Annotated in this window: 24 protein-coding genes; 14 read left to right on the forward strand and 10 right to left on the reverse strand. The window is 66.6% G+C overall.

The genetic code is table 11. The features are described from left to right. Positions 1–62 precede the first annotated feature (62 nt). The 7 genes from ACV229_RS11860 to ACV229_RS11890 all read left to right on the forward strand — a co-directional run bounded on the left by ACV229_RS11860 (position 63) and on the right by ACV229_RS11890 (position 7,980). On the forward strand, positions 63–959 hold the full coding sequence (locus tag ACV229_RS11860) for a cytochrome C assembly family protein (RefSeq protein ID WP_448083323.1): 897 nt from the start codon (positions 63–65) through the stop codon (positions 957–959). A gap of 15 nt (positions 960–974) precedes the next feature. Further along, positions 975–1,283, forward strand: a complete 309-nt coding sequence (locus ACV229_RS11865) for a PP0621 family protein (protein ID WP_448083324.1) — start codon at positions 975–977, stop codon at positions 1,281–1,283. Further along, the gene (gene ampD / locus ACV229_RS11870) at positions 1,280–1,870 is read left to right on the forward strand and encodes a 1,6-anhydro-N-acetylmuramyl-L-alanine amidase AmpD (protein ID WP_448083325.1); all 591 of its coding nucleotides are present in this window, start codon (positions 1,280–1,282) and stop codon (positions 1,868–1,870) included. The genes ACV229_RS11865 and ampD overlap by 4 nt, the downstream gene beginning before the upstream one ends. Before the next feature lie 457 nt (positions 1,871–2,327). After that, positions 2,328–5,303 (forward strand): ribonucleoside-diphosphate reductase subunit alpha, encoded by a 2,976-nt coding sequence (locus tag ACV229_RS11875; protein ID WP_448083326.1) that lies wholly within the window; start codon positions 2,328–2,330, stop codon positions 5,301–5,303. A 363-nt stretch (positions 5,304–5,666) separates the two neighbouring features. Further along, positions 5,667–6,878: a ribonucleotide-diphosphate reductase subunit beta gene (locus tag ACV229_RS11880; RefSeq protein ID WP_448083327.1), complete on the forward strand. Its 1,212-nt coding sequence runs from the start codon at positions 5,667–5,669 to the stop codon at positions 6,876–6,878. An 84-nt stretch (positions 6,879–6,962) separates the two neighbouring features. Next, positions 6,963–7,289, forward strand: a complete 327-nt coding sequence (locus tag ACV229_RS11885) for a hypothetical protein (RefSeq protein ID WP_448083328.1) — start codon at positions 6,963–6,965, stop codon at positions 7,287–7,289. Between the two features lie 28 nt (positions 7,290–7,317). Further along, the gene (locus ACV229_RS11890) at positions 7,318–7,980 is read left to right on the forward strand and encodes a histone H1-like repetitive region-containing protein (protein WP_448083329.1); all 663 of its coding nucleotides are present in this window, start codon (positions 7,318–7,320) and stop codon (positions 7,978–7,980) included. Between the two features lie 202 nt (positions 7,981–8,182). On the opposite strand, the gene ACV229_RS11895 is transcribed toward ACV229_RS11890, so the two are convergent. The 10 genes from ACV229_RS11895 to ACV229_RS11940 form a co-directional block, all read right to left on the reverse strand. Beyond that, positions 8,183–8,656: a glycine zipper 2TM domain-containing protein gene (locus ACV229_RS11895; RefSeq protein ID WP_448083330.1), complete on the reverse strand. Its 474-nt coding sequence runs from the start codon at positions 8,654–8,656 to the stop codon at positions 8,183–8,185. 19 nt (positions 8,657–8,675) lie between these two features. Next, positions 8,676–9,614, reverse strand: coding sequence for a carbohydrate kinase family protein (locus tag ACV229_RS11900; RefSeq protein WP_448083331.1), 939 nt, complete (start codon positions 9,612–9,614; stop codon positions 8,676–8,678). A 90-nt stretch (positions 9,615–9,704) separates the two neighbouring features. Then, positions 9,705–10,208 (reverse strand): thiol peroxidase, encoded by a 504-nt coding sequence (gene tpx, locus ACV229_RS11905; RefSeq protein ID WP_448083332.1) that lies wholly within the window; start codon positions 10,206–10,208, stop codon positions 9,705–9,707. Between the two features lie 73 nt (positions 10,209–10,281). Next, positions 10,282–11,967: a DUF3426 domain-containing protein gene (locus ACV229_RS11910; RefSeq protein ID WP_448083333.1), complete on the reverse strand. Its 1,686-nt coding sequence runs from the start codon at positions 11,965–11,967 to the stop codon at positions 10,282–10,284. A 45-nt stretch (positions 11,968–12,012) separates the two neighbouring features. Further along, on the reverse strand, positions 12,013–12,915 hold the full coding sequence (gene prmA, locus ACV229_RS11915) for a 50S ribosomal protein L11 methyltransferase (protein WP_448083334.1): 903 nt from the start codon (positions 12,913–12,915) through the stop codon (positions 12,013–12,015). 3 nt (positions 12,916–12,918) lie between these two features. After that, positions 12,919–14,286, reverse strand: a complete 1,368-nt coding sequence (accC, locus tag ACV229_RS11920) for an acetyl-CoA carboxylase biotin carboxylase subunit (protein ID WP_059609294.1) — start codon at positions 14,284–14,286, stop codon at positions 12,919–12,921. Positions 14,287–14,371: 85 nt separating this feature from the next. Continuing rightward, a complete protein-coding gene (gene accB / locus ACV229_RS11925) occupies positions 14,372–14,851 on the reverse strand; it encodes an acetyl-CoA carboxylase biotin carboxyl carrier protein (RefSeq protein WP_448083335.1) in 480 nt (159 codons plus the stop codon). Positions 14,852–14,916: 65 nt separating this feature from the next. After that, a complete protein-coding gene (gene aroQ, locus ACV229_RS11930) occupies positions 14,917–15,369 on the reverse strand; it encodes a type II 3-dehydroquinate dehydratase (protein ID WP_448083336.1) in 453 nt (150 codons plus the stop codon). A gap of 195 nt (positions 15,370–15,564) precedes the next feature. Beyond that, on the reverse strand, positions 15,565–16,113 hold the full coding sequence (locus ACV229_RS11935) for a TlpA family protein disulfide reductase (RefSeq protein ID WP_448083511.1): 549 nt from the start codon (positions 16,111–16,113) through the stop codon (positions 15,565–15,567). Between the two features lie 7 nt (positions 16,114–16,120). Further along, positions 16,121–16,765: a UDP-N-acetylmuramate--alanine ligase gene (locus ACV229_RS11940; RefSeq protein ID WP_448083337.1), complete on the reverse strand. Its 645-nt coding sequence runs from the start codon at positions 16,763–16,765 to the stop codon at positions 16,121–16,123. Positions 16,766–17,001: 236 nt separating this feature from the next. On the opposite strand from ACV229_RS11940, the gene mpl reads away from it, so the two are divergent. The 7 genes from mpl to ACV229_RS11975 all read left to right on the forward strand — a co-directional run bounded on the left by mpl (position 17,002) and on the right by ACV229_RS11975 (position 25,320). Then, entirely contained in the window at positions 17,002–18,396 is a 1,395-nt protein-coding gene (gene mpl / locus ACV229_RS11945; RefSeq protein ID WP_448083338.1) for a UDP-N-acetylmuramate:L-alanyl-gamma-D-glutamyl-meso-diaminopimelate ligase, read from the forward strand. Beyond that, positions 18,393–18,962: a YqiA/YcfP family alpha/beta fold hydrolase gene (locus ACV229_RS11950; protein WP_448083339.1), complete on the forward strand. Its 570-nt coding sequence runs from the start codon at positions 18,393–18,395 to the stop codon at positions 18,960–18,962. The genes mpl and ACV229_RS11950 overlap by 4 nt, the downstream gene beginning before the upstream one ends. A gap of 84 nt (positions 18,963–19,046) precedes the next feature. Next, complete coding sequence (locus ACV229_RS11955) at positions 19,047–21,149, forward strand: RNB domain-containing ribonuclease (RefSeq protein WP_448083340.1); 2,103 nt, start codon at positions 19,047–19,049, stop codon at positions 21,147–21,149. Further along, positions 21,146–22,012, forward strand: coding sequence for a shikimate dehydrogenase (gene aroE, locus ACV229_RS11960; protein ID WP_448083341.1), 867 nt, complete (start codon positions 21,146–21,148; stop codon positions 22,010–22,012). Before ACV229_RS11955 ends, aroE begins: the two co-directional genes overlap by 4 nt. Positions 22,013–22,029: 17 nt before the next feature. Beyond that, positions 22,030–22,767: a monofunctional biosynthetic peptidoglycan transglycosylase gene (gene mtgA, locus ACV229_RS11965; RefSeq protein WP_448083342.1), complete on the forward strand. Its 738-nt coding sequence runs from the start codon at positions 22,030–22,032 to the stop codon at positions 22,765–22,767. A 441-nt stretch (positions 22,768–23,208) separates the two neighbouring features. Next, entirely contained in the window at positions 23,209–24,825 is a 1,617-nt protein-coding gene (locus ACV229_RS11970) for a S10 family peptidase (protein WP_448083343.1), read from the forward strand. Between the two features lie 99 nt (positions 24,826–24,924). Continuing rightward, positions 24,925–25,320, forward strand: coding sequence for an EF-hand domain-containing protein (locus ACV229_RS11975; protein ID WP_448083344.1), 396 nt, complete (start codon positions 24,925–24,927; stop codon positions 25,318–25,320). The last annotated feature ends 215 nt before the right edge of the window (positions 25,321–25,535 follow it).

The following is a 25,535-nucleotide window of genomic DNA, read 5'->3' on the forward strand; positions in this document are numbered from 1 at the left end:
AAGGCGCGGCGGGACTGAATCGGGAGCCGTCGCGGGAAGGGGGCCTAGTGTAAACTTCGAACATGGATATTGTACTGTATGCCCTCACTGCGATCCTGTACGGCGGTCTCGCCGTCGCCGGCTGGCGCGCGCACCGCCAGGGCGCGGCTTCGCCGCTCGTCGCGAGCGTACCGGCCGTGCCGGTCCCGGCGTCCGCCGCCTCCGGCATGAGCGGCGCGGGCCGCGCGCTGCTGTTTGCTGCGCTTGTCGCGCACGGCGTGCTGCTGCACATGACGATCTTTCCGCACGACGCGATGGTGTTCGGCTTCGCGTTCGCGCTGTCCGCGATGTTCTGGCTCGGCGCCGGCATCTACTGGATCGAGAGCTTTTTCTTCCCGCTCGACAGCCTGCGCCTGCTCGTGCTGCCGCTCGCGTGCGGCGCGTCGCTGCTGCCGCTCGTGTTCGGCGGGGTGCGGGTGCTGCCTTATGCCGCAGCGCCGCTGTTCAAGCTGCACTTCCTGATCGCGAACATCGCGTACGGCCTGTTCGCGATCGCGGCGCTGCATGCGGTGCTGATGCTGATGGTCGAGCGGCGCCTGCAGTCGCTGAGGAACGGCGGACGCACGGGTTCGACGGGCTGGATCGCGAGCTGGCTCGAGACGCTGCCGCCGCTCCTCACGCTCGAGAAGCTGCTGTTCCGCCTGATCGGCGCGGGTTTCGTACTGCTGACGCTGACGCTTGCGTCGGGGATGTTGTTCAGCGAGCAGGTCGACGCGCGCGTGCTGCGGCTCGACCACAAGACCGTGTTCGCGATCCTGTCGTGGCTGATGTTCGGCGGGCTGCTGATTGCGCGCAGGACGTCGGGCTGGCGCGGTCGCGCCGCCGCGCGCTGGGTGCTCGTGTCGTTCGCCGCGCTGCTGCTCGCGTATGTCGGCAGCCGGTTCGTGTTCGAGGTGCTGCTGCACCGCTCCGTGGTTTGACCGTCCGTTTTTCCGATGCGACAGATACTCCTCCTCATCCTCCTGTTCTTCGCGGGCTCGTGGATCCAGCGCAAGCTGCGCCAGGCGCAGACGCGCACCGGGCGTGATACCGGGCCCGGCAGCGGCGCGCCGGGTTACGGCGGCGGCGCAGGCGCCACGCGCGCCGGTGACGCGCAGTCGCTCCCCGAGCCGATGGTGCGCTGCGCCGAATGCGGCGTGCATGCGCCGAAGGGCGACGCGGTCGCCGCAGGCGGCGAATACTTCTGCAGCACCGAGCATGCGCAGCGCCACGCGGCGCGCGCGAGCGAGCGCAACGCGCGATGAGCGGTACGCCGTCTTTCTCGATCGACGCGAGCGGCTGGGTGCGCGAAGCGCGCCACGCGCCGTCGCCGAACTTCGAGGCGCGTCCCGCCGGCGCCGTGCCGACGCTCGTCGTCGTTCACAACATCAGCCTGCCGCCCGGCGAATTCGGCGGTGACGCGATCGAGGCGCTGTTCCAGAACCGTCTCGACTGCGACACGCACCCTTATTACCAGGCTCACCTGCGCGACGTGCGCGTGTCCGCGCATTTCCTCGTCCGTCGCGACGGCGAACTCGTGCAGTTCGTGTCGTGCTACGAGCGGGCATGGCACGCGGGCGCGTCCGCGTTCTTCGGCCGCGAGCGCTGCAACGACTTCTCGATCGGCATCGAGCTCGAAGGCGCGGACGACGTGCCGTTCGAGGCTGCGCAATACGCGACGCTCGCCACGCTTGCGCGTGCGCTTGCCGCTCGCTATCCGGTCGACGCATTCGCCGGTCATTCCGACGTCGCGCCGGGCCGCAAGACCGACCCCGGTCCGCACTTCGATTGGCAACGCTTCGCGAGCGATGCAGGCTTTCCCGCCGAATACTTTCCTTTCCGGCAGCACTGAGCGCGCGGTTTTTCGGCGCACAATTTTTTTTTCTCCGACCAATGCCTTGCCGTGTCTGCGCGCGAGCGATGTCAAGGGCTCTCGCGCAAATTATCCAGTTGGACGTCGTCCGAATGTCCACTATACTTGGTGCCAGTTGAGCGGTTCTGCACTAGATATAGTGTGTGTTGCAGGGGAAACCCGAGCGGCACCGTCCGGCGGCCCCAGGCCACGCCGGTGTACGAAGTACGCAAGGCGGCGCATCGGGCCACGCAGTCCGGGCGCCGCGATCAGCGCAGCGAACGTCAACGGGGCGCGGTACACATGACGAAGCACACAACCGTTTCCGGTGTATCGCAACGGCGCGGCCAGTCCCCCCGGCGCATCGCTCGCGTCTTACCGCTCGCGCATCACATTGCGCAGCGTTCGTTTTAATCCGCGGTTCTCTCCGCACCATCCAACACCAGGAGCTTTGCACATGCAAACCACCGACAACGCGACGTCCCAGTACGAGAGCGCCTCGAGCCGTCCTCTCGGCGGGACCGAACAAGGCGCGCAGGCGCTCGCGCCGCAGGCAACGTTCGCCGACTACAAGGTGATCCGCCGTAACGGCAGCGTGGTGTCGTTCGAGCCTTCGAAGATCGCGATCGCGGTGACCAAGGCTTTCCTGGCCGTCAATGGCGGGCAGGGCGCGGCATCGGCGCGCGTGCGCGAACTCGTCGAGCAGCTGACGCACAACGTGGTGCGCGCGCTCGTGCGCAGCCGCCCGAACGGCGGCACGTTCCATATCGAGGACATCCAGGACCAGGTCGAACTCGCGCTGATGCGCGGCGGCGAGCACAACGTCGCGCGTGCGTACGTGCTGTATCGCGAGAAGCGCCACCTCGAGCGGCAGAATACGGGCGAGGAAGCGGCCGTGGTCGAAACGAGCGGCGGCATCAACGTCGTCGACAAGGGCGTCACGCGTCCGCTCGACCTGAACGCGCTGCGCGCGCTGATCGTGTCGGCCTGCGACGGCCTCGGCACTGCGGTTAACCCCGACCCGATCGTCGCGGAGACGGTGAAGAACCTGTACGACGGCGTGCCGATGAGCCAGGTGTACGACTCGGCGATCCTGGCGGCCCGCACGATGATCGAGAAGGACCCGGCATACAGCCAGGTCACGGCCCGCATCCTGCTGCACACGATCCGCCGCGAGATCCTCGGCGAGGAAGTGATCCAGGCCGAGATGGCGAACCGCTACACGGAATACTTCCCGCAGTTCCTGAAACGCGGCGTCGACGCCGGGCTGCTCGACGACAAGCTGCTGCAGTTCGACCTGGAGCGCCTCGGCGAAGCGCTCGACGCGAACCGCGACCTGCAGTTCGGCTACCTCGGCCTGCAGACGCTGTACGACCGCTACTTCCTGCACGTCGACGGCACCCGCATCGAAATGCCGCAGGCGTTCTTCATGCGCGTCGCGATGGGCCTGTCGCTGAACGAGATCGACCGCGAAGCGCGCGCGATCGAGTTCTACAACGTGCTGTCGAGCTTCGACTTCATGAGCTCGACGCCGACGCTGTTCAACTCGGGTACCCACCGCTCGCAGCTGTCGTCGTGCTACCTGACGACGGTCGCGGACGACCTCGACGGCATCTATGAGGCGCTGAAGGAAAACGCGCTGCTGTCGAAGTTCGCCGGCGGCCTCGGCAACGACTGGACCCGCGTGCGCGCGCTCGGCTCGCATATCAAGGGTACGAACGGCAAGTCGCAAGGCGTCGTGCCGTTCCTGAAGGTCGTCAACGACACCGCGGTCGCGGTCAACCAGGGCGGCAAGCGCAAGGGCGCGGTCTGCGCGTACCTCGAATCCTGGCACCTCGACATCGAGGAATTCCTCGAGCTGCGCAAGAACACCGGCGACGACCGCCGCCGCACGCACGACATGAACACGGCGAACTGGATTCCCGACCTGTTCATGAAGCGCGTGATGGAAGGTGCCGACTGGACGCTGTTCTCGCCGTCGACCTGCCCGGACCTGCACGACAAGTTCGGCGCCGAGTTCGAGGCGGCCTACACGGCTTATGAAGACAAGGTCGCCCGCGGCGAGATCAAGCTGTTCAAGAAGATCCCGGCGCAGCAGCTCTGGCGCAAGATGCTCGGCATGCTGTTCGAGACCGGCCACCCGTGGATCACGTTCAAGGATCCGTGCAACGTGCGCTCGCCGCAGCAGCACGTCGGCGTCGTCCACTCGTCGAACCTGTGCACGGAAATCACGCTGAACACGAGCGACACCGAGATCGCGGTCTGCAACCTGGGCTCCGTGAACCTGGTCGCGCACCTCGTGAAGCAGGCGGACGGCAGCTACGCGCTCGACCACGACAAGCTGAAGCGCACGATCAGCGTCGCGATGCGCATGCTCGACAACGTGATCGACATCAACTACTACGCGGTGCCGAAGGCGCGTAACTCGAACCTGAAGCACCGTCCGGTCGGCATGGGCATCATGGGCTTCCAGGACTGCCTGCACCTGCTGCGCACGCCGTACGCGTCGGAAGCGGCGGTCGAGTTCGCCGACCGTTCGATGGAAGCGGTCTGCTACTACGCGTACTACGCGTCGACCGAGCTGGCCGAGGAACGCGGCCGCTACTCGAGCTACCGCGGCTCGCTGTGGGATCGCGGCATCCTCCCGCAGGACACGCTGAAGCTGCTGACGGAAGCCCGCGGCGGTTACGTCGAGGTCGACACGTCGGCGTCGCTCGACTGGTCGGAACTGCGTTCGCGGATCGCGACGCACGGGATGCGCAACTCGAACTGCGTCGCGATCGCGCCGACGGCGACGATCTCGAACATCATCGGCGTGTCGGCGTGCATCGAGCCGACCTTCCAGAACCTGTACGTGAAGTCGAACCTGTCGGGCGAATTCACGGTGGTCAACGAGTTCCTGGTGCGCGACCTGAAGGAGCGCGGCCTGTGGGACGAGGTGATGGTCGCCGACCTGAAGTACTTCGACGGCATGCTGTCGCGCATCGACCGCATCCCGGCCGACCTGCGCGCGATCTACGCGACCGCGTTCGAAGTCGATCCGACGTGGCTGGTCGAGGCGGCGTCGCGCCGTCAGAAGTGGATCGACCAGGCGCAGTCGCTGAACATCTACATGGGCGGCGCGTCGGGCAAGAAGCTCGACGAGGTCTACAAGCTCGCATGGCTGCGTGGCCTGAAGACGACGTACTACCTGCGCACGATGGCAGCGACGCACGTCGAGAAGTCGACGGTCGCGCACGGCGCGCTGAACGCGGTACCGACGAGCGGTGGTGCGAGCGGCGGCGCGTCGGGCGCAGCGGGCGGCTTCGGTGCGGCGGGCGGCGAAGCGTCGTCGGCAGGCGCGATGAGCGCCGCGCCGGTCGAGGCGGATGGCCCGGTGTGCACGCTGCGTCCGGGCGATGCGGGCTTCGACGAGTGCGAAGCGTGCCAGTAACGCGGCGCGTCTGACTCGGCAAGGCTCCACGCGGCGCGCACGGCAACCGATAAAGGTTGAAGTGCGCGCCGCTCTCAACTAAAAAAATGATAAGGAATCTGTAACGCGGCACAGGCGTTGCAGGCAGTGACAAGCGATCGAAGCAGCCCCGACGGCATCACGTTTCGATCGGCGTTCGACGCGTCGAGCGCACCTCGCGATACACGCGCGGCACACGTCGCGCGCTGCATGAACGACGATGCGTTGCTCAAAGTGTTGTATCGAGGTCGCAACGCGAATCGAAAAAAGGATTTTTCGTGAGCGAACCCTTTTATCGCTCAGGAAAAGATGGTACAAACCGTTCTAAATTGATGGTGAGAATTTATGCTCAACTGGGATGACGAGATGACCGCCGTAACGCCCGCGAGCGGAGCGCAGCAAAACGCGATGCGCACCCCCGCAGGCACGGCTGTCGGAATGCAGGCCGCAGTGCCTGCCGCCCAACAGGCTCGTGACATTTTCGCAGGCGATCTTGCGGTCGCACCCCTCGCATCGGCTGCTCCCGCTGCCGGTTCGGAAGCGCGCGTGAATGTCGCCGACAAGCGCATCATCAACGGCCAGACTGACGTCAATCAGCTGGTGCCGTTCAAGTACAAGTGGGCGTGGGAAAAGTATCTGGCCGGTTGCGCGAACCACTGGATGCCGCAGGAAATCAACATGTCCCGCGACATCGCACTGTGGAAGGATCCGAACGGCCTGACTGAAGACGAGCGCCGCATCGTCAAGCGCAACCTCGGCTTCTTTGTGACGGCCGACTCGCTCGCCGCGAACAACATCGTGCTCGGTACGTACCGCCACATCACGGCGCCGGAGTGCCGGCAGTTCCTGCTGCGTCAGGCGTTCGAAGAGGCGATCCACACGCACGCGTACCAATATATTGTCGAATCGCTCGGTCTCGACGAAGGCGAGATCTTCAACGCGTACCACGAGGTCGCGTCGATCCGTGCGAAAGACGAATTCCTGATCCCGTTCATCCATACGCTGACGGACCCGGCCTTCAAGACCGGCACGCTCGAGGCGGATCAGAAGCTGCTGAAGTCGCTGATCGTGTTCGCCTGCATCATGGAAGGCCTGTTCTTCTATGTCGGGTTCACGCAGATCCTCGCGCTCGGCCGCCAGAACAAGATGACGGGTGCTGCAGAGCAATATCAGTACATCCTGCGCGACGAGTCGATGCACTGCAACTTCGGCATCGACCTGATCAACCAGATCAAGCTCGAAAATCCGCATCTGTGGACCGCAGAGTTCCGTGCGGAGATCCGCGAGCTGTTCAAGCAGGCTGTCGATCTCGAATACCGCTACGCCGAGGACACGATGCCGCGCGGCGTGCTGGGTCTGAACGCATCGATGTTCAAGAGCTATCTGCGCTTCATCTGCAACCGCCGTTGCCAGCAGATCGGCCTCGATCCGCTGTACCCGAACGAGGAAAACCCGTTCCCGTGGATGAGCGAGATGATCGACCTGAAGAAGGAACGCAACTTCTTCGAGACGCGAGTGATCGAGTATCAGACGGGCGGCGCGCTGTCCTGGGAATAACCGGCAGCAGCGACACACGTCACGACGATGGTGAAGCCGGCGGCCTCTCGGCCCCGGCACAAGGTTTAGGAGCAAGAACGCCTGATGCAAAGCATGCCCGGTGCCTTAACGGCCCAACGACACGACAGGCACTTTGCGAACCCTTCAGTGGGATGGGCAAACTTCCCTCCGGAAAAAGCGGATGGCCGTGTGGTCGTCCGCTTGATCAAGCGATCTGGGGTGGCGGCGCGTGGCGCGCCGGCCACCGACTTGATTTGGCGCGCGAGGCCCGACGGTCACGTGCGCCATACCGTATTCATTAGCGTAAGCGCGTGGTATCCGCGTACGCCGATGAATAGCCCGCTTCGCAGCGCACGTCCTGAACAGCGTCCGCGGGAAGCGGGTTTTGACGAAGGGTGTAGTTTGAACTGACTCTCATCTGAACCTGAAGGAGAACAAAATGGCTACTGCCAAGAAGAAACCGGCTGCAAAGAAGGCAGCTGCGAAGAAGACCGTTGCGAAGAAGGCTGCTGCGCCGGCGAAGAAGGCCGCTGCAGTGAAGAAGGTTGCGGCCAAGAAGGTCGCAGTGAAGAAGGTTGCTGCGAAGAAGGCGGCACCGGCGAAGAAGGCGGCAGCAAAGAAGGTTGCTGCGAAGAAGGTCGCAACGAAGAAGGTTGCTGCCAAGAAGGTCGCTGCGAAGAAGGTCGCAGTGAAGAAGGTTGCTGCGAAGAAGGCGGCACCGGCCAAGAAGGCGGCAGTCAAGAAGGTCGCAGCGAAGAAGGTTGCAGTGAAGAAGGTCGCGGCGAAGAAGGCTGCACCGGCGAAGAAGGCTGCTGCTGCGAAGAAGGCCGCACCGGCGAAGAAGGCAGCTGCGAAGAAGGCTGCGCCTGCGAAGAAGGCTGCAGCGAAGAAGGCTGCTGCGCCCGCCACGACGGCCGCGGCTCCCGCTCCCGCGAAGAAGGCCGCTGCGCCGAAGAAGGCTGCTGCACCGAAGAAGGCCGTCGTGAAGAAGGCCGCACCGGCGACGACCGCGTCGACGGCATCGGTTGCGCCGGCATCGGGCGTGAAGACCGCGCTCAACCCGGCAGCAGCGTGGCCGTTCCCGACCGGCAGCCGTCCGTAATCGCGGATTGCACCGTCACCCGGACACTCATGCGGTGTCCGCGGGTTGAGTAGCGCTACTCAATCAGTCCCGCCATCTGGTTCAGGTGGCGGGATTTTTTTCGTCCGTGCGTGGCAGCGCGACGCGTGCAGACGAAAAAAACGCATGCGCAACTTCGCGCATGCGTTCGACCGCGGCTTGCGCCGCGTGCTGAGGATACCGGTCAGTGCGTGACGCGCGTGACGCCGCCGCTCGACAGCAACCGAACACGTTCGCCGGCGCGGAACACTTCGCCGCTTGCCGCCTGCGTGATCGAGCGCAGATCGCCGTTGTCGAGGCGCACGGTGATTTCGACACCGTTCGCGGTGCTGAGGTTTTCGCCGATCGCGTTGCCTGCAACCGCGCCCGCGAGACCGCCCGCGATCGCGGTCAGGATCGAGCCCTTGCCGCCGCCGATCGCACTGCCCGCGACCGCGCCGAGTGCGCCGCCGCCAAGCGTGCCGATTGCGCTGCCGCCGCCGTCGGACTGGATCCGCACCGCGCGGACGCTGTCGACCGTGCCCATCCGCACGGTCTGCTCGCGCTGCGCCTGGCCGACGCTATAGACGTCGGCCGAGCCCGGCGCCGTGAAGCAGCCCGCCAGCGTCAGCGTGGCGGTCAGCATGGCCCCGAGCGTGAGGGTCTTTTTCGTCAACATTTGTGCTCTCCCACAATATTCATTTGAGACTGTAGCCGAACGCAGCCTCGAAGCGTGCGTCGATCTCGGCACGAGTCAGCGAGTAGGTTTGCGGCCCCTGGTGGGCGATCTTGATCGAGCCCATCAGGCTGGCCAGGCGCCCCGTGGTCGCCCAGTCGAGGCCGTTTTCGATGCCGTACAGCAGGCCGCCCCGGAAGGCGTCGCCGCAGCCGGTGGGATCGACGACGCGCTCGGCGGGCACCGCGGGAATCTGTTCTTCGCCGTTTTTGTGAAGAATGGTGGCACCGTGCTCGCCGCGCGTAATGATCAACGCCTGAACCCGGCTGACGATCTCCTGTTCCGACCAGCCCGTCTTGTCGCTGACGAGCTTGCCTTCGTAGTCGTTGACCGCGACGAACGTCGCGAGTTCAATGATGCGGCGCAGCGTCGCACCGTCGAAAAGGGGCAGGCCCTGGCCCGGATCGAAGATGAACGGGATGCCCGCGCGCGCGAATTGCTCGGCGTGCTGCACCATCCCGTCGAAGCCGTCCGGCGCGACGATGCCGAGCTTCACGCCCGGCACTTCGTCCGCGCGGTTCGCGTGCGATTGCATCATCGCGCCCGGGTGGAAGGCCGTGATCTGGTTGTTCTCGAGATCGGTCGTGATCATCGCCTGGGCGGTGTGCGTGTCGGGCAACACGCGCACGTTTTCCTTCGACAGGCCGAGGCTGTCGAGACGCTCGAGATAGCGGTCCGCGTCGTTTGCGCCGAGCGTCGCCATGATGCGCGCATCGCCGCCCAGCATGTGCAGCGCGTACGCGATGTTGCCTGCGCAGCCGCCGAATTCGCGGCGCATCGTCGGCACGAGAAAGCTCACATTGAGAAGGTGAACCTGGTCGGGCAGGATGTGCTCGCGAAACCGGCCCTCGAAAGTCATGATGTTGTCGTAGGCGAGCGAGCCGCAGATCAGCGTAGTCAAGGCGTGCGTTCCTGTAGAGAGCGTGTGGGTGGCGCCGCCCGGCCTGCGCGCGCCCGGCGGGCGCTGCGCGGCACGGGCGGCAGCCGTGGATTACTTGAGGGCGGCGAGCGCGGCGTCGTAGTTCGGCTCGTCCTTGATCTCGCCGACGAGCTGCGCATGCAGCACCTTGTCGTTGGCGTCGAGCACGACGACGGCGCGTGCGGTCAGGCCGTTCAGCGGGCCGTTCGTCACGTCGACGCCATACGCGTTCGCGAACGCGCGGCCGGTGCGGAACGTCGATGCGGTCAGCACGTTCGCGAGGCCTTCGGTCGTGCAGAAGCGCGTCGCGGCGAACGGCAGGTCGGCCGACACCACGACCACGACGGTGTTGTCGAGCGACGATGCGGCTTCGTTGAACTTGCGGGTCGACGTCGCGCAGGTCGGCGTGTCGAGGCTCGGTACGATGTTCAGCACCTTGCGCTTGCCGGCGAAGCTGGCGAGCGACAGGTCGGCGAGATCCTTGCCGACCAGCGAGAAATCGGGGGCCTGCGAGCCGACGGCCGGGAACGTGCCGGCGATCTCGATCGGGTTGCCACCCAGCGTAACTTTGCTCATGTTCGTGCTCCGAAATAGCGCGTCGCCAGGACGCGCGGGTTGAGAGCGGCGCGCGTGTGCGCGCCGCGGGGCGTCACGGATAGAAGATCTGGACGCGGAAATTCGATGCGGGGGTGCCGTTCGTCTCGAGGCGGACGATCATCGTCTGTGTCGCGCCGGCCGGCAGCCCGGCTTCGATCGGCGTGCCGGGGCGCACATAATCGCGCGGGGCGAGCACGCGGCGCGCGGTCACGTGATTCGTGTCGTCGAGCAGCGTCAGTTCGAGCGACGGGTACGCGAGCGCGACACGGTAGCGGTTGGTCAGCGGCGCCTTCAGCTCGAGCACGCGCGGGCCGTCGATCTGGCGCAGGTCGGTCGCGTCGAGCCGAAGCCCGTCGATCGCGCGCGGCGGCGCGACCGTGCAGCCGAGCGGCGCGCACAGTTGCCGGAACCAGCCCTGCGTGACCGGCCAGTAGATCATCAGCGACTCGCGCTGCCACCACGCGAGCTGCACGACGAGCAGCGCCGCGAGTGCGGCGGCCACGAGGCCGCCTAGGAAGCCGCCGAGCAGGCCGCGCCGCGCCGGTGCGCGTGTTTCGCGCGTGACGGCGAAATGCGGACGGTCGTCGTCGGTGGGGGAGGCCGTGAACGGTTCGCGTGACGCATCGGCCGCGAAACGCGGCTCATGTGCAGTGCGATCGACTGCGCGATCGTCATCGGCGGATGTTGCCGAGGCCGATGCGTGATGGATATCGGCGACGAAGCGCGGTTCGTGCGCATCGCGGGGCGCGGAAAGCGGTGCGCGATCGAAGGTGTCCGCGGCCTGCGGCACGGGATCGGCGGCGGCCCGGGCTTCGTCGGGCGATGCGGGGGGCAGGTCGGCGGCGAGGTGCGGTTCGCGCGCGTCGTGCGTGTCGACGAAGGCTGCAAATGCCGAAGCTGCCGGTTCGTCGCCATGCGCCGGCGAAATCGGCGGCAATGCGTCTGAGGCGGACGCATTGGTGGTTGCCGGGGAAACGGGGGACGGTTGCTGCGGCGTACCGGTCAGGCGGACGACGCCCGGCTCGGCTCCGGATGTCACGCCGCTATTGGGTAGCGCGACGGGAACGAGCGGTTCCGCATTGACGCTGCGGACGCTGTGCTGAAGCGCCGGATCGACGTTGCCGTCGAGCCACGGCGCCCACATGTCCCAGTGATCGGGCCGGAAATCGGCATGCGCGGGTTGTCCTGCGTGCGGGTTCTCGACGAACAGCCGCGGCGGGGACGCAGCGTGCTGATCTTCGCGATGCGCCGCTTCGGCAGCGGGCAGCTCGGCAATCGGGACTTCGGCAGCAGGGGCTTCGGCAGCAGGCGCTTTGGCAGCAGGCGCTTCGGCAGCAGGCGCTTCGGCAGCAGGGGCTTCGGCAGCAGGGACTTCAGCAGCAGGGACTTCAGCAGCAGGGACTTCAGCAGCAGGGGCTTCAGCACCAGGAGCCTCGACAGCAGAGCGGTCGGCGTCGTGCGCTTCGACGGCGGGTTCGCCGGCGGCATGCACGTCGACGGCAGCGCTTTCGGCGGTGCTTGCCGCATCGGCCGGGCCGGCGACGACCTCGTCGCCGCGTGCTGCCGCTTCGGCAACGGCCGGCTCGGGCTGCGATGCGTGTTCGTCGACGAGCGACGCGGACGCATCGAAGACCTGCCGGCAGTGCCCGCAGCGCACGAGCCCGCCGTGCAGCGCGAGCTGTTCCTGCTGCAGGCGGAACACGGTTTCGCAATGAGGACAGCGCGTCGCAAGAAGCATGTCGAGCCGGTCGGCCTGCTGGCCAGAGTGAAGGACAGCGCTATTCTAATGGCTTTCCCGCCGCGTTCCGGCGAGGCATACCCAACCTTCGTGCTCGCGCCAGACCGAGATGTCGACCCAGCGTGCATAGACGGCCGCGACTTCGTCCGCCTGGCGCGCGAGCACGCCCGACAGCGCGATGCGCCCGCCCGGTTTCACCTTCGACGCGAGCATCGACGCCATCAGCTTCAGCGGATTCGACAGGATGTTGGCGACGACGATGTCGAATTCGCCGGCCGGGCATTCGTCCGGCAGGCCGTACGTGACGTCGGCGCGGTTGCGTTCGCTGTTCTGCCGCGCCGATTCGACCGCTTGTGGATCGATGTCGATGCCGACGACGGGGTTCGCCCCGCATTTCCGCGCGAGGATCGCGAGGATCCCCGAGCCGCAGCCGTAGTCGAGCACCGACTGGCCGGGCTTCACCGACTGCTCGAGCCATTCCATGCAGAGGCGCGTCGTCGGATGGCTGCCGGTGCCGAACGCGAGGCCCGGATCGAGCTCGAGCACGAGCGCGTCGGGGTCCGGCGCGTCGTGCCACGACGGCACGACCCAGATCCGCTCGCCAATCGGGATCGGATCGAATTGCGACTGCGTGAGACGCACCCAGTCCTGTTCCTCGACTTCGCGCACGTCGAACTTCGGCACTGCCGAAAGACCGATGTCGTTCGCGGCGGCCGCGAGCAGCACGGCCGGATCGTGATCGGGCGGCAGCAGCGCGACCACGCGCGAGTGCTGCCAAGCGGTGCGCTCGGGCACGAGGCCCGGTTCGCCGAAGAGCGGCTGCTCGTCCGGCGTGTCGGCATCGGCGTCCTCGACGGACACCGACAGCGCGCCCAGCTCGAGCAATGTGTCGGACAGCGCCTCTGCGTGCTCCCGGGCCAGTTCGACGACGAGTTCGCGATAGCTCATGCGTTACGCTTCTTCCGGTGCGACCTGCTGCTTCTGCGCGAGCCGGTTTTCGAGGTAGTGGATGCTGGTGCCGCCTTCGACGAACTTCGAGTCGATCATCAGCTCGCGGTGCAGCGGGATGTTGGTCTGGATGCCTTCGACCACCATTTCCGACAGTGCGATGCGCATCCGGCTGATCGCCTGCTCGCGGGTCGCGCCGTAGGTGATCAGCTTGCCGATCATCGAATCATAGTTCGGCGGCACGAAATAGCCATTGTACGCATGTGAGTCGACGCGCACGCCCGGGCCGCCCGGCGTATGCCACGACGTGATCCGGCCCGGCGACGGCGTGAACTTGAACGGATCTTCCGCGTTGATCCGGCATTCGATCGCATGTCCGCGGAACTGGATGTCGCGCTGGCGCAGCGTGAGCTTCTCGCCGGCCGCGATGCGGATCTGTTCCTGCACGATGTCGACGCCCGTGATCAGCTCCGACACCGGGTGCTCGACCTGCACGCGCGTGTTCATCTCGATGAAGTAGAACTCGCCGTTCTCGTACAGGAATTCGAACGTGCCCGCGCCGAGGTAGCCCATCTTCTTGCACGCGTCCGCGCAGCGATCGCCGATCCGGTCGATCAGGCGGCGCGGGATGCCGGGCGCCGGCGCTTCCTCGATCACCTTCTGGTGGCGACGCTGCATCGAGCAGTCGCGCTCGCCGAGCCACAGCGCATTCTTGTGCGCGTCGGACAGCACCTGGATCTCGATATGGCGCGGGTTCTCGAGGAACTTCTCCATGTAGACCTGCGGGTTGCCGAACGCGCGGCCCGCTTCCTCGCGGGTCATGTTCACCGCATTGACGAGCGCCGCCTCGGTGTGCACGACGCGCATCCCGCGGCCGCCGCCGCCGCCCGCGGCCTTGATGATGACCGGGTAGCCGATCGCGCGCGCAATCTTCACGATCTCCTTCGGATCGTCCGGCAACGCGCCTTCCGAGCCCGGCACGCACGGCACGCCGGTCTTGATCATTGTCTGCTTCGCGGTGACCTTGTCGCCCATCAGGCGGATCGTTTCCGGGCGCGGGCCGATGAACGTGAAGCCCGATTGTTCGACGCGCTCCGCGAAGTCGGCGTTCTCCGACAGGAAGCCGTAGCCGGGGTGGATCGCCTCGGCGTCGGTGACTTCCGCCGCGCTGATCAGCGCGGGCATGTTCAGGTAGCTCAGGTTCGACGGGGCAGGGCCGATGCAGACGGCTTCGTCCGCGAGGCGCACGTACTTGGCTTCCTTGTCGGCTTCCGAGTAGACGACCACCGTCTTGACGCCCAGCTCGCGGCACGCGCGCTGGATGCGCAGCGCGATTTCACCGCGATTGGCAATGAGGATTTTTTCAAACATAGCGATTATTCGTCTCGTCGAGGGGCGCGCGAGCGGCGCCTGGAGAGCATCGGCGGCGCGCGGCGGGGAGGCCGCGCGGCGGACTTTAGCCGATCACGAAAAGCGGCTGGCCGTATTCGACGGCCTGGCCGTTCTCGACGAGGATTTCCTTGATCACGCCGGCCTTGTCCGACTCGATCTCGTTGAGGAGCTTCATCGCTTCGATGATGCAGAGCGTCTGGCCTTCCTTGACCGTGTCGCCGACCTGGGCGAACGGGTCCGCGCCCGGCGACGGCGAGCGGTAGAAGGTGCCGACCATCGGCGACGTCACGACGTGGCCCTGCGGCGCGGCAGCCGCGGGCGCAGCGCCGCCGGCCGACGCTGCAGCGGCCGCGCCGTCGGTCGGCAGTGCCATGGGTTGCGCGGGCACGCTGATTTGCGGGGCATATCCGCCCGTCGGCTGCACGTAGACCGGCGGCGCGTTCTTGACGATACGCACCTTGCCTTCGCCTTCCGTCACTTCCAGCTCGGAGATGCCGGACTCGGAGACGAGGTCGATCAGTGTTTTCAGCTTACGAAGATCCATCGGGAATTCCCCTTTCAATGCGTGAAAGCGCCGGCTGGGGCCGGCGCTGAATCTAGATCGTGAAATCAGCCGCGCGACGCGCCTTGCAGCTTGTCGAGCGCGTATTCGAGCGCGTACAGGTAGCCTTTCCAGCCGAGCCCGCAGATGACGCCTTCGGCCTGGTCGGAAAAGTAGGAGTGGTGCCTGAACGCTTCGCGGCGGTGCACGTTCGACAGGTGAATCTCGACGAACGGGATGCCGACGCCGGCGATCGCGTCCCGGATTGCGACGCTCGTGTGCGTATACGCGGCCGGATTGATCAGGATGAAATCGGTCTGTTCATCCCGCGCGGCCTGGATGCGGTCGACGAGCGCGCCTTCGTGGTTGCTCTGGAACGACGTCAGTTCGGCACCGGCTTCCTGCGCGCGCGCGGCGAGCGCCTGATCGATCTGCGGGAGCGTCACGCGGCCATACACCTCCGGTTCCCGGGTGCCGAGAAGGTTCAGGTTCGGGCCGTGCAGCACCAGCAATCGTGTCATGGTCGCTTCTATTTCTGCGGAATTGCGCGAACTTTAGCGCTATTTAGAGAAATTTGTCTAGTTTTGCCGAACGGCCGATCTTGCGGCGCCTGTAAGAATTACCGGCGTGCGCGCAAAGTATCGGCGAATTCACGCGAAATTGCGTCGATCGCAATACAAATCGCCGGCAACGTGCAGCACGCGCGCACGTCCGGCTCAAAGCGCGTCAAGCGTCTTTTTCAGTTCGGCCGGCTGGATCTGGCCTAATTTTGTCTCGCGAATTTTGCCATGTTCGTCGATCACGACGGTAAAAGGCAGTGCGCCGGCCGTATTTCCGAAATTACGGGCCAGATCGGCGCCGGCGTAGCCGCTGACGAAAACCGGATAGTCGACCTTCACTTTCTGCAGGAAGGTCTTCACGTTCTGCCCGGAATCGACGCCGATCCCGACGAAGCGGATGCCTTTCTTCTTGTACTCGTGCGACAGCGCGACGAGTTCCGGCATCTCCTCGACGCACGGGCCGCACCACGACGCCCAGAAGTTCACGACGATCTTCTGGCCCTTGAACGAAGCCAGTGTCGCCGGTTTGCCGTCGACGTCGGTCACCGCGGCGGCCCAGAGCTGGTCGACCGGGTTGCCGGGGGCGGGCGCCGCGTCGGCGACGGCGTCGACCGGGTCGCCCCGGAGCCAGTGGCCGGCGGCGAGGCCGCCCGCGACGGCGGCCGCCGCGACGACGGCGAGCGTCAGCATGCGTTTCATATTCATCATCGGATCAGGTGGGTTCGGAAGGGGCGTCGCTCGCGGCGAGGAGCGCGCGCAGCGCGGCCGCATCGGCGCGCGGCAGCCGGCCGCGCGCGTCGGCCTTGACCGCGCCGCGCAGGTCGTCGCTCGCATACAGCGCGACGTGGATGCCCACGGCATCCGCGCCGCGCTGGGCGCGCCACAGGAAGCTCAGCGTCTCGACGTCACCGCGGCCCGCGAAGTGGCGGGTTTCGGACACGTCGTACTGGACGTTCTGGTTCAGCAGCGAGATCGCGACGTCCTTCGGGTTGTCGGTAAACGTCTGCAGGTAAATGTCCGAATGCGCGTTCGCGGTGCCGTTCAGCACGGCACCCGTCACATACGGATTGAAGTCGGCGAGCCGGCGCATCCAGTCGAGCGCGACTTCGCGCAGGTGGCGCAGCTCGTCCGGCTGCGTGTCGCTCTGGAACAGCGCGAGATATTCGCGCAGTTCCTCCTCGATCAGGTCGTTATCCGGCAGCCATTCGCCGGCGACGCGCGAGTCGCCAAGCAACTGGCGCGCGGCCTTGCGCTTCGCGCCGGCATAGTCCAGGCCGTCCTCCGCGATGAGGCGCGCGGCGGCCTGGGCAATTTCCTCGCGGACGCGCCGCGGATCGACTAAGGGTTTGCGAGACATGATGCGGCAATCATACTCGATCGCCGCGCGGCCCGAACGCGGCGCGGCCGCTTGCCGCCCGGCGTTCGCGGCGGGGCCCGCCTGCGTCACGCGGGGCGCCGGGCCCGGCTGGCCGTCAGTTACAATAGCGCTCTTTGTGTCGCGGCGACGTGCGCCGGCCGCGCGGCCTGTCCGGCGTGCCGCAGACCCATCCTTTCCGAATCGACGGCGCCCGGCGGCGCGAAAGCATTCACCTTATGCACATCCACATTCTTGGCATCTGCGGCACCTTCATGGGCGGTCTGGCCGTTCTCGCGCGCGCGGCGGGGCACACGGTCACCGGCTGCGACACGGGCGTCTATCCGCCGATGAGCACGCAGCTCGAGGCGCAGGGCATCCAGCTGGTCGAAGGTTACGGCGCCGAGCAGATCGACCTGAAGCCGGACCTGTTCGTGATCGGCAACGTCGTGACGCGCGGCAATCCGCTGATGGAAGCGATCCTCGATCGCGGCCTGCCCTACGTGTCGGGCCCGCAGTGGCTCGGCGAGCATGTGCTGGCCGGCAAGTGGGTGCTCGCGGTCGCGGGCACGCACGGCAAGACGACGACGTCGTCGATGCTCGCGTGGCTGCTCGAGGATGCCGGCCTGAACCCGGGCTTCCTGATCGGCGGCGTGCCGCTGAACTTCGGCGTGTCCGCGCGGCTGACCGATTCGAGCTTCTTCGTGATCGAGGCCGACGAATACGACACCGCGTTCTTCGACAAGCGCTCGAAGTTCGTCCATTACCGGCCGCGCACCGCGGTGCTGAACAACCTGGAATTCGATCACGCCGACATCTTCCCGGATCTCGCCGCGATCGAGACGCAATTCCACCACCTCGTGCGCACCGTGCCGGGCGTCGGCCGGCTCGTGTCGAACGGCCGCGAAGACGCGCTCGAGCGCGTGCTCGCGCGCGGCTGCTGGAGCGAGGTCGAGCGCTTCGGCGTCGACGGCGGCTGGCAGGCGCTGCCCGCCGAGGACGGCGTGCCGGTCGACGAGCGCTTCGCTGTTTACTGGCGCGGCGAACGGCTCGGCGAAGTCGCGTGGCAGGTGCAGGGCGAGCACAACCGGATGAACGCGCTCGCGGCGATCGCCGCCGCGCGCCACGTCGGCGTGCCGCCCGCGCAGGCGGCAGCTTCCCTCGCGTCGTTCCGCAACGTGAAGCGCCGCATGGAAGTGCGCGGCAGCGTGAACGGCGTGACCGTCTACGACGACTTCGCGCATCACCCGACCGCGATCGAAACCACGATCGCCGGCCTTCGTGCGCGTATCGGCGGGCAAAACACCCGCATTCTTGCTGTGCTCGAGCCGCGTTCGAACACGATGAAGCTCGGCGTGATGAAGTCGCAATTGCCGGCGAGCCTCGCCGATGCCGATCTCGTGTTCGGCTACGGCGCGCCGACCGGCCGCGACGCGCTCGGCTGGAACCTCGGCGAAGCGCTCGCGCCGCTCGGCGACAAGGCGCACGCGTTCGACGACCTTCATCTGCTGGTGAAGGCTGTCGCGGCGGCCGCGCGTCCTGGCGACCACGTGCTCGTGATGAGCAACGGCGGCTTCGGCGGCGTCCACCAGAAACTGCTCGACGCGCTCGACGCGGGCGGGAGCCGCGCGTGATCCTGTATCTGCACGGCTTTCGCTCGTCGCCGCAGTCGATGAAGTCGCAGCTGCTCGCCGCACGCATGGACGAACTCGGCCGCACTGCCGAATGGCGCTGCCCGATGCTGTCGATGGCGCCGCTCGACGCGATCGCGGCGGCGGAGGCCGAAGTCGCCGGCGCGCACGACGTGACGGTGATCGGCAGCTCGCTCGGCGGCTATTACGCGACATGGCTCGCGGAGAAGCACGGCTGGAAGGCCGTGCTGCTGAATCCGGCGACCGTGCCGCAGCGCGACCTCGAGCAGCATCTCGGCGAACAGCCGCTATGGCATGGCGGCGGCACGATCGTCGTCGAGCGGCATCATCTGGAGGAGCTCGACGCGCTGCGCGTGCCGGCGATCACGCGCCCCGAGCGCTACTATCTGTTCGCGGCCACGGGCGACGAAGTGCTCGACTATCGCGAGATGCTCGACCATTACCCGGGCGCGCGAACCCGCGTGATCGAAGGCAGCGATCACGGAATCAGCGAATTTGCCGACTATGTCGACGACGTTCTCGCATTTTGCGACGGCCACGCGACATAAACCGGCCGCAGGCCATCGAACCCCAATCATCACGCGGCGCCGACCGTCGACGGCGGCGCCCGGCAGTCTGAACGAGAGTACTGAGTGAACGTTTTCTTCGAGGAATCGGGCAGTTTCAAGGCGGGCAGCGTGCTGTCGCGCCAGGGCGACGCGTTTCAGGTCGAGTTGCCCGGCGGGCGACGCGCGAAGGTGCGCGCGAAGGACGTGCTGATCGAATTCGAGAAGCCGGCCGCGGGCGAACTGATGCAGCAGGCCGATGCGGCCGCGCAGCAGATCGACCTGGATTTCCTGTGGGAATGCGCGCCGGCCGAGGAATTTGCGTATGCGACGCTCGCCGACGAGTACTTCGGCGCGTCGTACGGCCCGGTCGAGCGCGCGGCGCTCGTGCTGCGCCTGCACGGCTCGCCCGTCTATTTCCGCCGCAAGGGGCGCGGCCAGTACCAGCGCGCGCCGGAAGAGCAGCTCAAGATGGCGCTCGCGTCGCTCGAGCGCAAGCGCCAGCAGGCGCTCGTCCAGGCGCAGTACGAAGAAGAGCTGAAGGCCGGCAAGCTGCCGGAAGCGTTCGACGGCAAGGTGCTCGCGCTGTTGACCCGTCCGGACAAGAACGCGATCGAATACAAGGCGCTCGAGGCGGCGGCCGGCGCGCGCGGCGTGTCGCCCGCGCGGCTGATGCTCGACTGCGGCGGCATCGCGTCCGCGCGCGCGCTGCACGAGGCGCGCTTCCTCGCCGAATTCTTCCCGCACGGCACCGGCTTTCCGCCCGTCAGCGTCGGCGCGCTGCCCGACGACCTGCCGCGCGCGGACGTCGAGGCGTTCTCGATCGACGACATCACGACGACCGAAATCGACGACGCATTCTCGGTCGAGCACCTGTCCGACGGCCGCGTACGGATCGGCGTGCACATCGCGGCGCCGGCGCTCGGCATCGTGCGCGGCGACGCGGTCGACGGGATCGCGCGCACGCGCCTGTCGACGGTCTACATGCCCGGCGACAAGATCACGATGCTGCCGGACGACGTCGTCGACGTGTTCACGCTGAAGGAGGGCGACTACCGCCCGGCGCTGTCGCTGTACATCATCGTGAACCGCGACACGCAGGAGATCGTCGCGAACGAGACGCGCGCGGAGCTCGTGTTCGTGAAGAGCAACCTGCGCCACAACACGCTCGACGAGCTCGTCACCGAACAGACGCTCGCCGACGGCAGCGGCGACTATCCGCACAAGGACGACATCGCGGTGCTGTGGCCACTCGCGCAGGCGCTGTTCGAGAAGCGCCAGCAGGCGCGCGCGGGCTACGGGCTGAAGCGCGAAGTGCAGCGCAACACCGACTACAACTTCTACGTCGACGGCGAGCGCGTGACGATCACGCCGCGCCGGCGCGGCTCGCCGCTCGACCTGATCGTGTCCGAGCTCGCGATCCTCGCGAACTCGACGTGGGGCGCGTTCCTGCACGACCACACGGTGCCGGGCATCTATCGCTCCCAGCGCGGCTTCGGCGCGCCGGGCCCGAAGCGCACGCGGATGCAGACCACGGCCGCGCCGCACGAAGGCCTCGGCGTGCCGCAGTACGCGTGGAGCACGTCGCCGCTGCGCCGCTACGTCGACCTCGTCAACCAGTGGCAGCTGCTCGCGTGCGTGCAGCACGGTGTGACCGCGAAGCTCGCCGCGCCGTTCAAGCCGAAGGACGCCGATCTCTACGCCGTCGTGCAGGGCTTCGACGACACGTACTCCGCGTATGCCGACTACCAGCGCCGGATGGAATATTTCTGGTGTCTGCGCTGGCTTGCGCAGGAAGGCAAGAAGCAGGTCGTCGCGAGCGTCGTGAAGGGCGATCTCGTGCGCCTCGAGGACGTGCCGCTGCTGCTGCACGTGCCGGCGCTCGGCGTCCATGCGCGCGGCACGCGCGTGGTGCTCGACGTAATGTCGATCGACGAGCTGACGATCGAGGCGTCGGTGCGGCTGCTGAACGTGCTCGACGCGCCGTCCGTGACCGGCGGCGAAGCGGCTGAGGACGAGGAAGACGGCGACAACGGTGAAAGCGGCGACGACGTGCTGCTCGACGCGGACGATGCATCGGCGGAATCCGAGGCCGAGGCGCTCGCCGAAGCGCAGACGGACGCCGGCGCGGCCGCCAGCGATGGCGCCGCCGCCGAAAACAACGACAACGAGGAGGAGCGCGCATCATGAATTCGGCCGTGTCGGCGAGCGGGCAGGACCGCTACGTCGTGTTCGGTAATCCGGTGGCACACAGCAAGTCGCCGTTCATCCACGCGCAGTTCGCCGCTCAGACGGGCGAGCCGATCGTCTACGAGCACCGGCTTGCGCCCGTCGACGGCTTCGAGGCCGCCGTGCGCGCATTCATCGCCGAAGGCGGGCGCGGCGCGAACGTGACGGTGCCGTTCAAGCTCGACGCGCATGCGCTCGCCGATTCGCTGTCGCCGCGCGCGGCGGCTGCCGGCGCGGTGAATACGCTGCGCTTCGACGCTGATGGCCGGATTCATGGCGACAACACCGACGGCGTTGGCCTCGTGCGCGACATCGAGACAAATCTCGGCGTGCAACTCGCCGGCACACGCATCCTGCTGCTCGGCGCGGGCGGCGCCGCACGCGGCGTCGTGCTGCCGCTGCTCGATCGCGCGCCGCTGTCGATCACGATCGTGAACCGCACCGCGAGCAAGGCGGAAACGCTCGTCGGCCAGTTCACCCAGGCCGCGCACGACGCGGGGTGTACGCTCGCGGGCGGCGGCCCGGACACCGTGCGTGCCGAACCGTACGACGTGGTGATCAACGCGACGGCCGGCAGCCTCGACGCCGCACTGCCGGAATGCGACCCGGCCGTGTTCGGTGCGGGCACGCTCGCGTACGACATGATGTACGGCGCACACCCGACCGTGTTCATGCAGCATGCGGCGTCGCTCGGCGCGCGCGTGGCCGACGGGCTCGGCATGCTCGTCGAGCAGGCAGCGGAATCGTTCTTCGTCTGGCGCGGCGTGCGGCCGGACGGCACGCCGGTGCTCGCGGCGCTGCGCCAGGCGCTCGCCGCGCACTGAGCGGGAGCACGCAAGCGGTGGTGGCGGTGAGCGTCGCGCAGCGCGCGCGGGCGGTCGGTCCGGCCCGCTGGATCGTCTATGCGGGTGCGGTGTTCGCCGGCGCGTGGCTCGCGACGCAACTCTTCTACTTCGCGCAGATCGCGATCTGGTCGGTCGTGAATCCGGGCTCGACCGCGTTCATGCGCACCGATGCGTGGTGGCTGTCGCGCGACAATTCACCGGCGTCGATCCGGCATCAATGGGTGCCGTACGACCAGATCTCGCGCAACCTGAAGCGCGCGATCATCGCGTCGGAGGACGCGACCTTCGCGACCAACAACGGCTACGACGTCGACGCGATCCTGCAGGCGTGGGAGAAGAACAAGGCGCGCGGCCGCATCGTCGCCGGCGGCTCGACGATCACGCAGCAGCTCGCGCGCAACCTGTTCCTGTCGCGCGAGAAGAGCTACATCCGCAAAGGACAGGAACTGATCATCACGTGGATGCTCGAGACACTGCTCGACAAGGAGCGGATCTTCGAGATCTACCTGAATTCCGTCGAATGGGGGCGCGGCGTCTATGGCGCCGACGCGGCCGCGCGCTACTACTACCGGATTCCCGCGAGCCGGCTCGGCGCGTGGCAGTCCGCGCGGCTCGCGGTGATGCTGCCGAAGCCGCGCTGGTTCGACGCGCATCGCGGTACCGCGTACCAGGCGCAGCGTGCGGCCGTCATCGCGCGGCGCATGGGCGCGGCCGCGCTGCCGCAGACGGAGTGAGCGCGCGGGTTTCGCCCGCTTGTCCGTCACGCCGTTGCAACGTCATTGTTGCGCCGCAGCGAATGCGCGTTGTCGCGCACCACGCGCGCAATGTTTAGACGAATTCGTCTATTTCACTTTCCTGAGCAATGCCGCCGTCCGGGCAGGTCTGTTTGCAGATGTGTCCCGAATTGTGTCCCGAATTTCGCACGGTTTTAGCGGCGACGGATAAACAGACATCGGTGTGAAAGGTGTGTGAAATTCAATGTTTCGGAACTCGAAGTTGTTCCGAAAGGTGTGCGCCGCACCGTGCTTCGCTCAAATATTTCCAAATTTTTCAAAAAGGGTCGGCTCGCGTATATTGGCCAGCGCCTCGGCCTATCGGCCGCGCATATGAGGCGGGGGGCGGCTTACCCGGCTGCTCGACACAACAAACGACATTCGAGAGAAGGAAAAACAACGATGCCAGCGAGCAAAGCGAAGCTGCTATTTGGTGTGGTTCTCTCTTCGCTGATCCTGGCGGCGTGCAACGGAGACGACGTATCGTCGGCCTCCGGTTCCGCAAGCGCCGACAGCTCAGCCGATCCCGCCGCCGTGGCGGACAAGGCGTACAACGATCCCAACAGTTACTCCTCGAGTCCGACCGCGTCGATCGACGCGGCCGCCGCGCTCGAACGTGCCGCCGTCACGCATCACCAGATCACGCTGAACGGCAAGACGATCCACTACACGGCCACGACCGGCCACCTGACCGCACGCAATCCGCAGACGGGCGCGCCCGAAGCGTCGTTCTTCTACGTCGCGTATACGGCCGACAACCAGCCGGCCGCGAAGCGGCCCGTTACGTTCCTGTACAACGGCGGCCCCGGTTCCGCGTCGGTGTGGCTGCATCTCGGCTCGTTCGGGCCGCGACGCGTCGCGACGGGTGACCCGAACGCGAACACGTCTTCGTTCCCGTTCGTCGATAACGCCGAGAGCCTGCTCGACACGACCGATCTCGTGTTCGTCGATGCGATCGGCACCGGCTACTCCGAAGCGATCGCGCCGAACACGAACCAGAGCTTCTGGGGCGTCGACGAGGACGCGGGCGCGTTCCGCGACTTCGTGATGCGCTACCTGACGGTGAACCAGCGCAACGATTCGCCGAAATACCTGTTCGGCGAGTCGTACGGCACGCCGCGCACCGACGTGCTCGCGAACCTGCTCGAGACCGCCGGCGTGAATCTGTCGGGCATCGTGCTGCAGTCGTCGATCCTCGACTACAACGTCAACTGCGACATGGCGAGCAACAACATCGGCAACTCGAACAACGGTTCGAGCCCGGTGAGCTGCGCGGGCTTCGTGCCGAGCTACGGCACCGTCGGCGCGTACTACCAGCTCGACAATCCGAACCCGTCGAACCTGCCGCAGTATGCGGACCAGATGCGCCTGTTGACGGCCGGCTCGTACGTGCCCGCGGTGAACGCGTATCTCGCGAGCCACACGCCGCCGCCGAACGGCCTCGTCACGACGATGGTGAACGCGACGGGCGTGAAGGCATCGCTGTGGAATGCCGATTTCAACGTGGTCCCGACGTTCTACGACAACAGCTACCAGCTGTCGCTGATCCCGGGCACGCTGATCGGCCGCTACGATGCACGCGTGAACGTGCCGCTGTCGAGCCCGCTCGCGGCAGACGGCGATCCGTCGAGCACGTTCATCACGAAGCCGTTCACGGACAGGATCGGCAGCTACCTGCCGAACGAGCTGAAGTACTCGGCGCAATCGGCCTATTCTTTAAGCAGCAATGCGATCCAGACGTGGGACTGGAGCCACGACGGTCTCGCGATGCCCGACACGATCCCCGATCTCGCCGCGGCGCTGACGCTGAATCCGGCGCTGAAGGTGCTGTCGCTGAACGGGTATCACGACATCGCGACGCCGTTCTACCAGACGGAGCTCGATCTCAAGCGGCTCGGGTCGCAACCGAACCTGACGATCCGAGACTATCAGGGTGGACACATGGTCTATCTCGACGACACGTCGCGCCCGCAGGAGAAAGCCGACCTGGTGACCTTCTACAACGCGGCCGCGCATTGATGCGATGCGCGAACCCGGCGACGGGCATCCGGCGGCGCGCGCGCCGCGCGGCGCCCGCCCGCCGGTTGTCGACGACCTCATTCCAGACTGGAGCCTGACATGAAGAAGCGATTTTCCGTCGTTGCAGTGGCGCTCGCGTGCGGGAGCCTCGTGACGTCCCTGTCCGCATTTGCACAGGCGAGCGATGCCGCGCCCGTACGGTCCCGCCAGGCGCAGCTCGGCGATCCGTACGTGCCGCCCGCCGCGCGCAAGCCGACCGCGGGCACGCAGACGTCCGGCGCCGCGCTGCACGCGCAGGTGGTGGCCAAGCTCGCGCGGCAGTTCCGCGCGGCCGACACGCAGAACACCGGCACGGTGACCGAAGCGCAGGCGCGCGCAGCCGGGCTCGGCTACGTCGCGAACCACTTCAAGCAGATCGACTCGACCGGCAGCGGACGCGTGTCGTTCAGCGACGTGCAGCATTACATGCAGCAGCAGAGCACGAGCCAGCAGTAAATCCGCGCACCGGAAAACGGGGAGGGACCCGCGGCGGATCGCGGGTTCCGACACCGTTCCCGCGGGCGCGCGGCTCACCGCTCGCCCGTCCTTGCGCACCCCGCCGCATCGATCCATCCGATCTCAGTATCTGGACAACGCATTCAAATATTGGAGCTGAATGCGTGCGCTCCTACAATCCGAAGCACATCGACAGGCTTCGGACTCACGCATCG

Source organism: Burkholderia sp. MR1-5-21 (assembly GCF_053427715.1).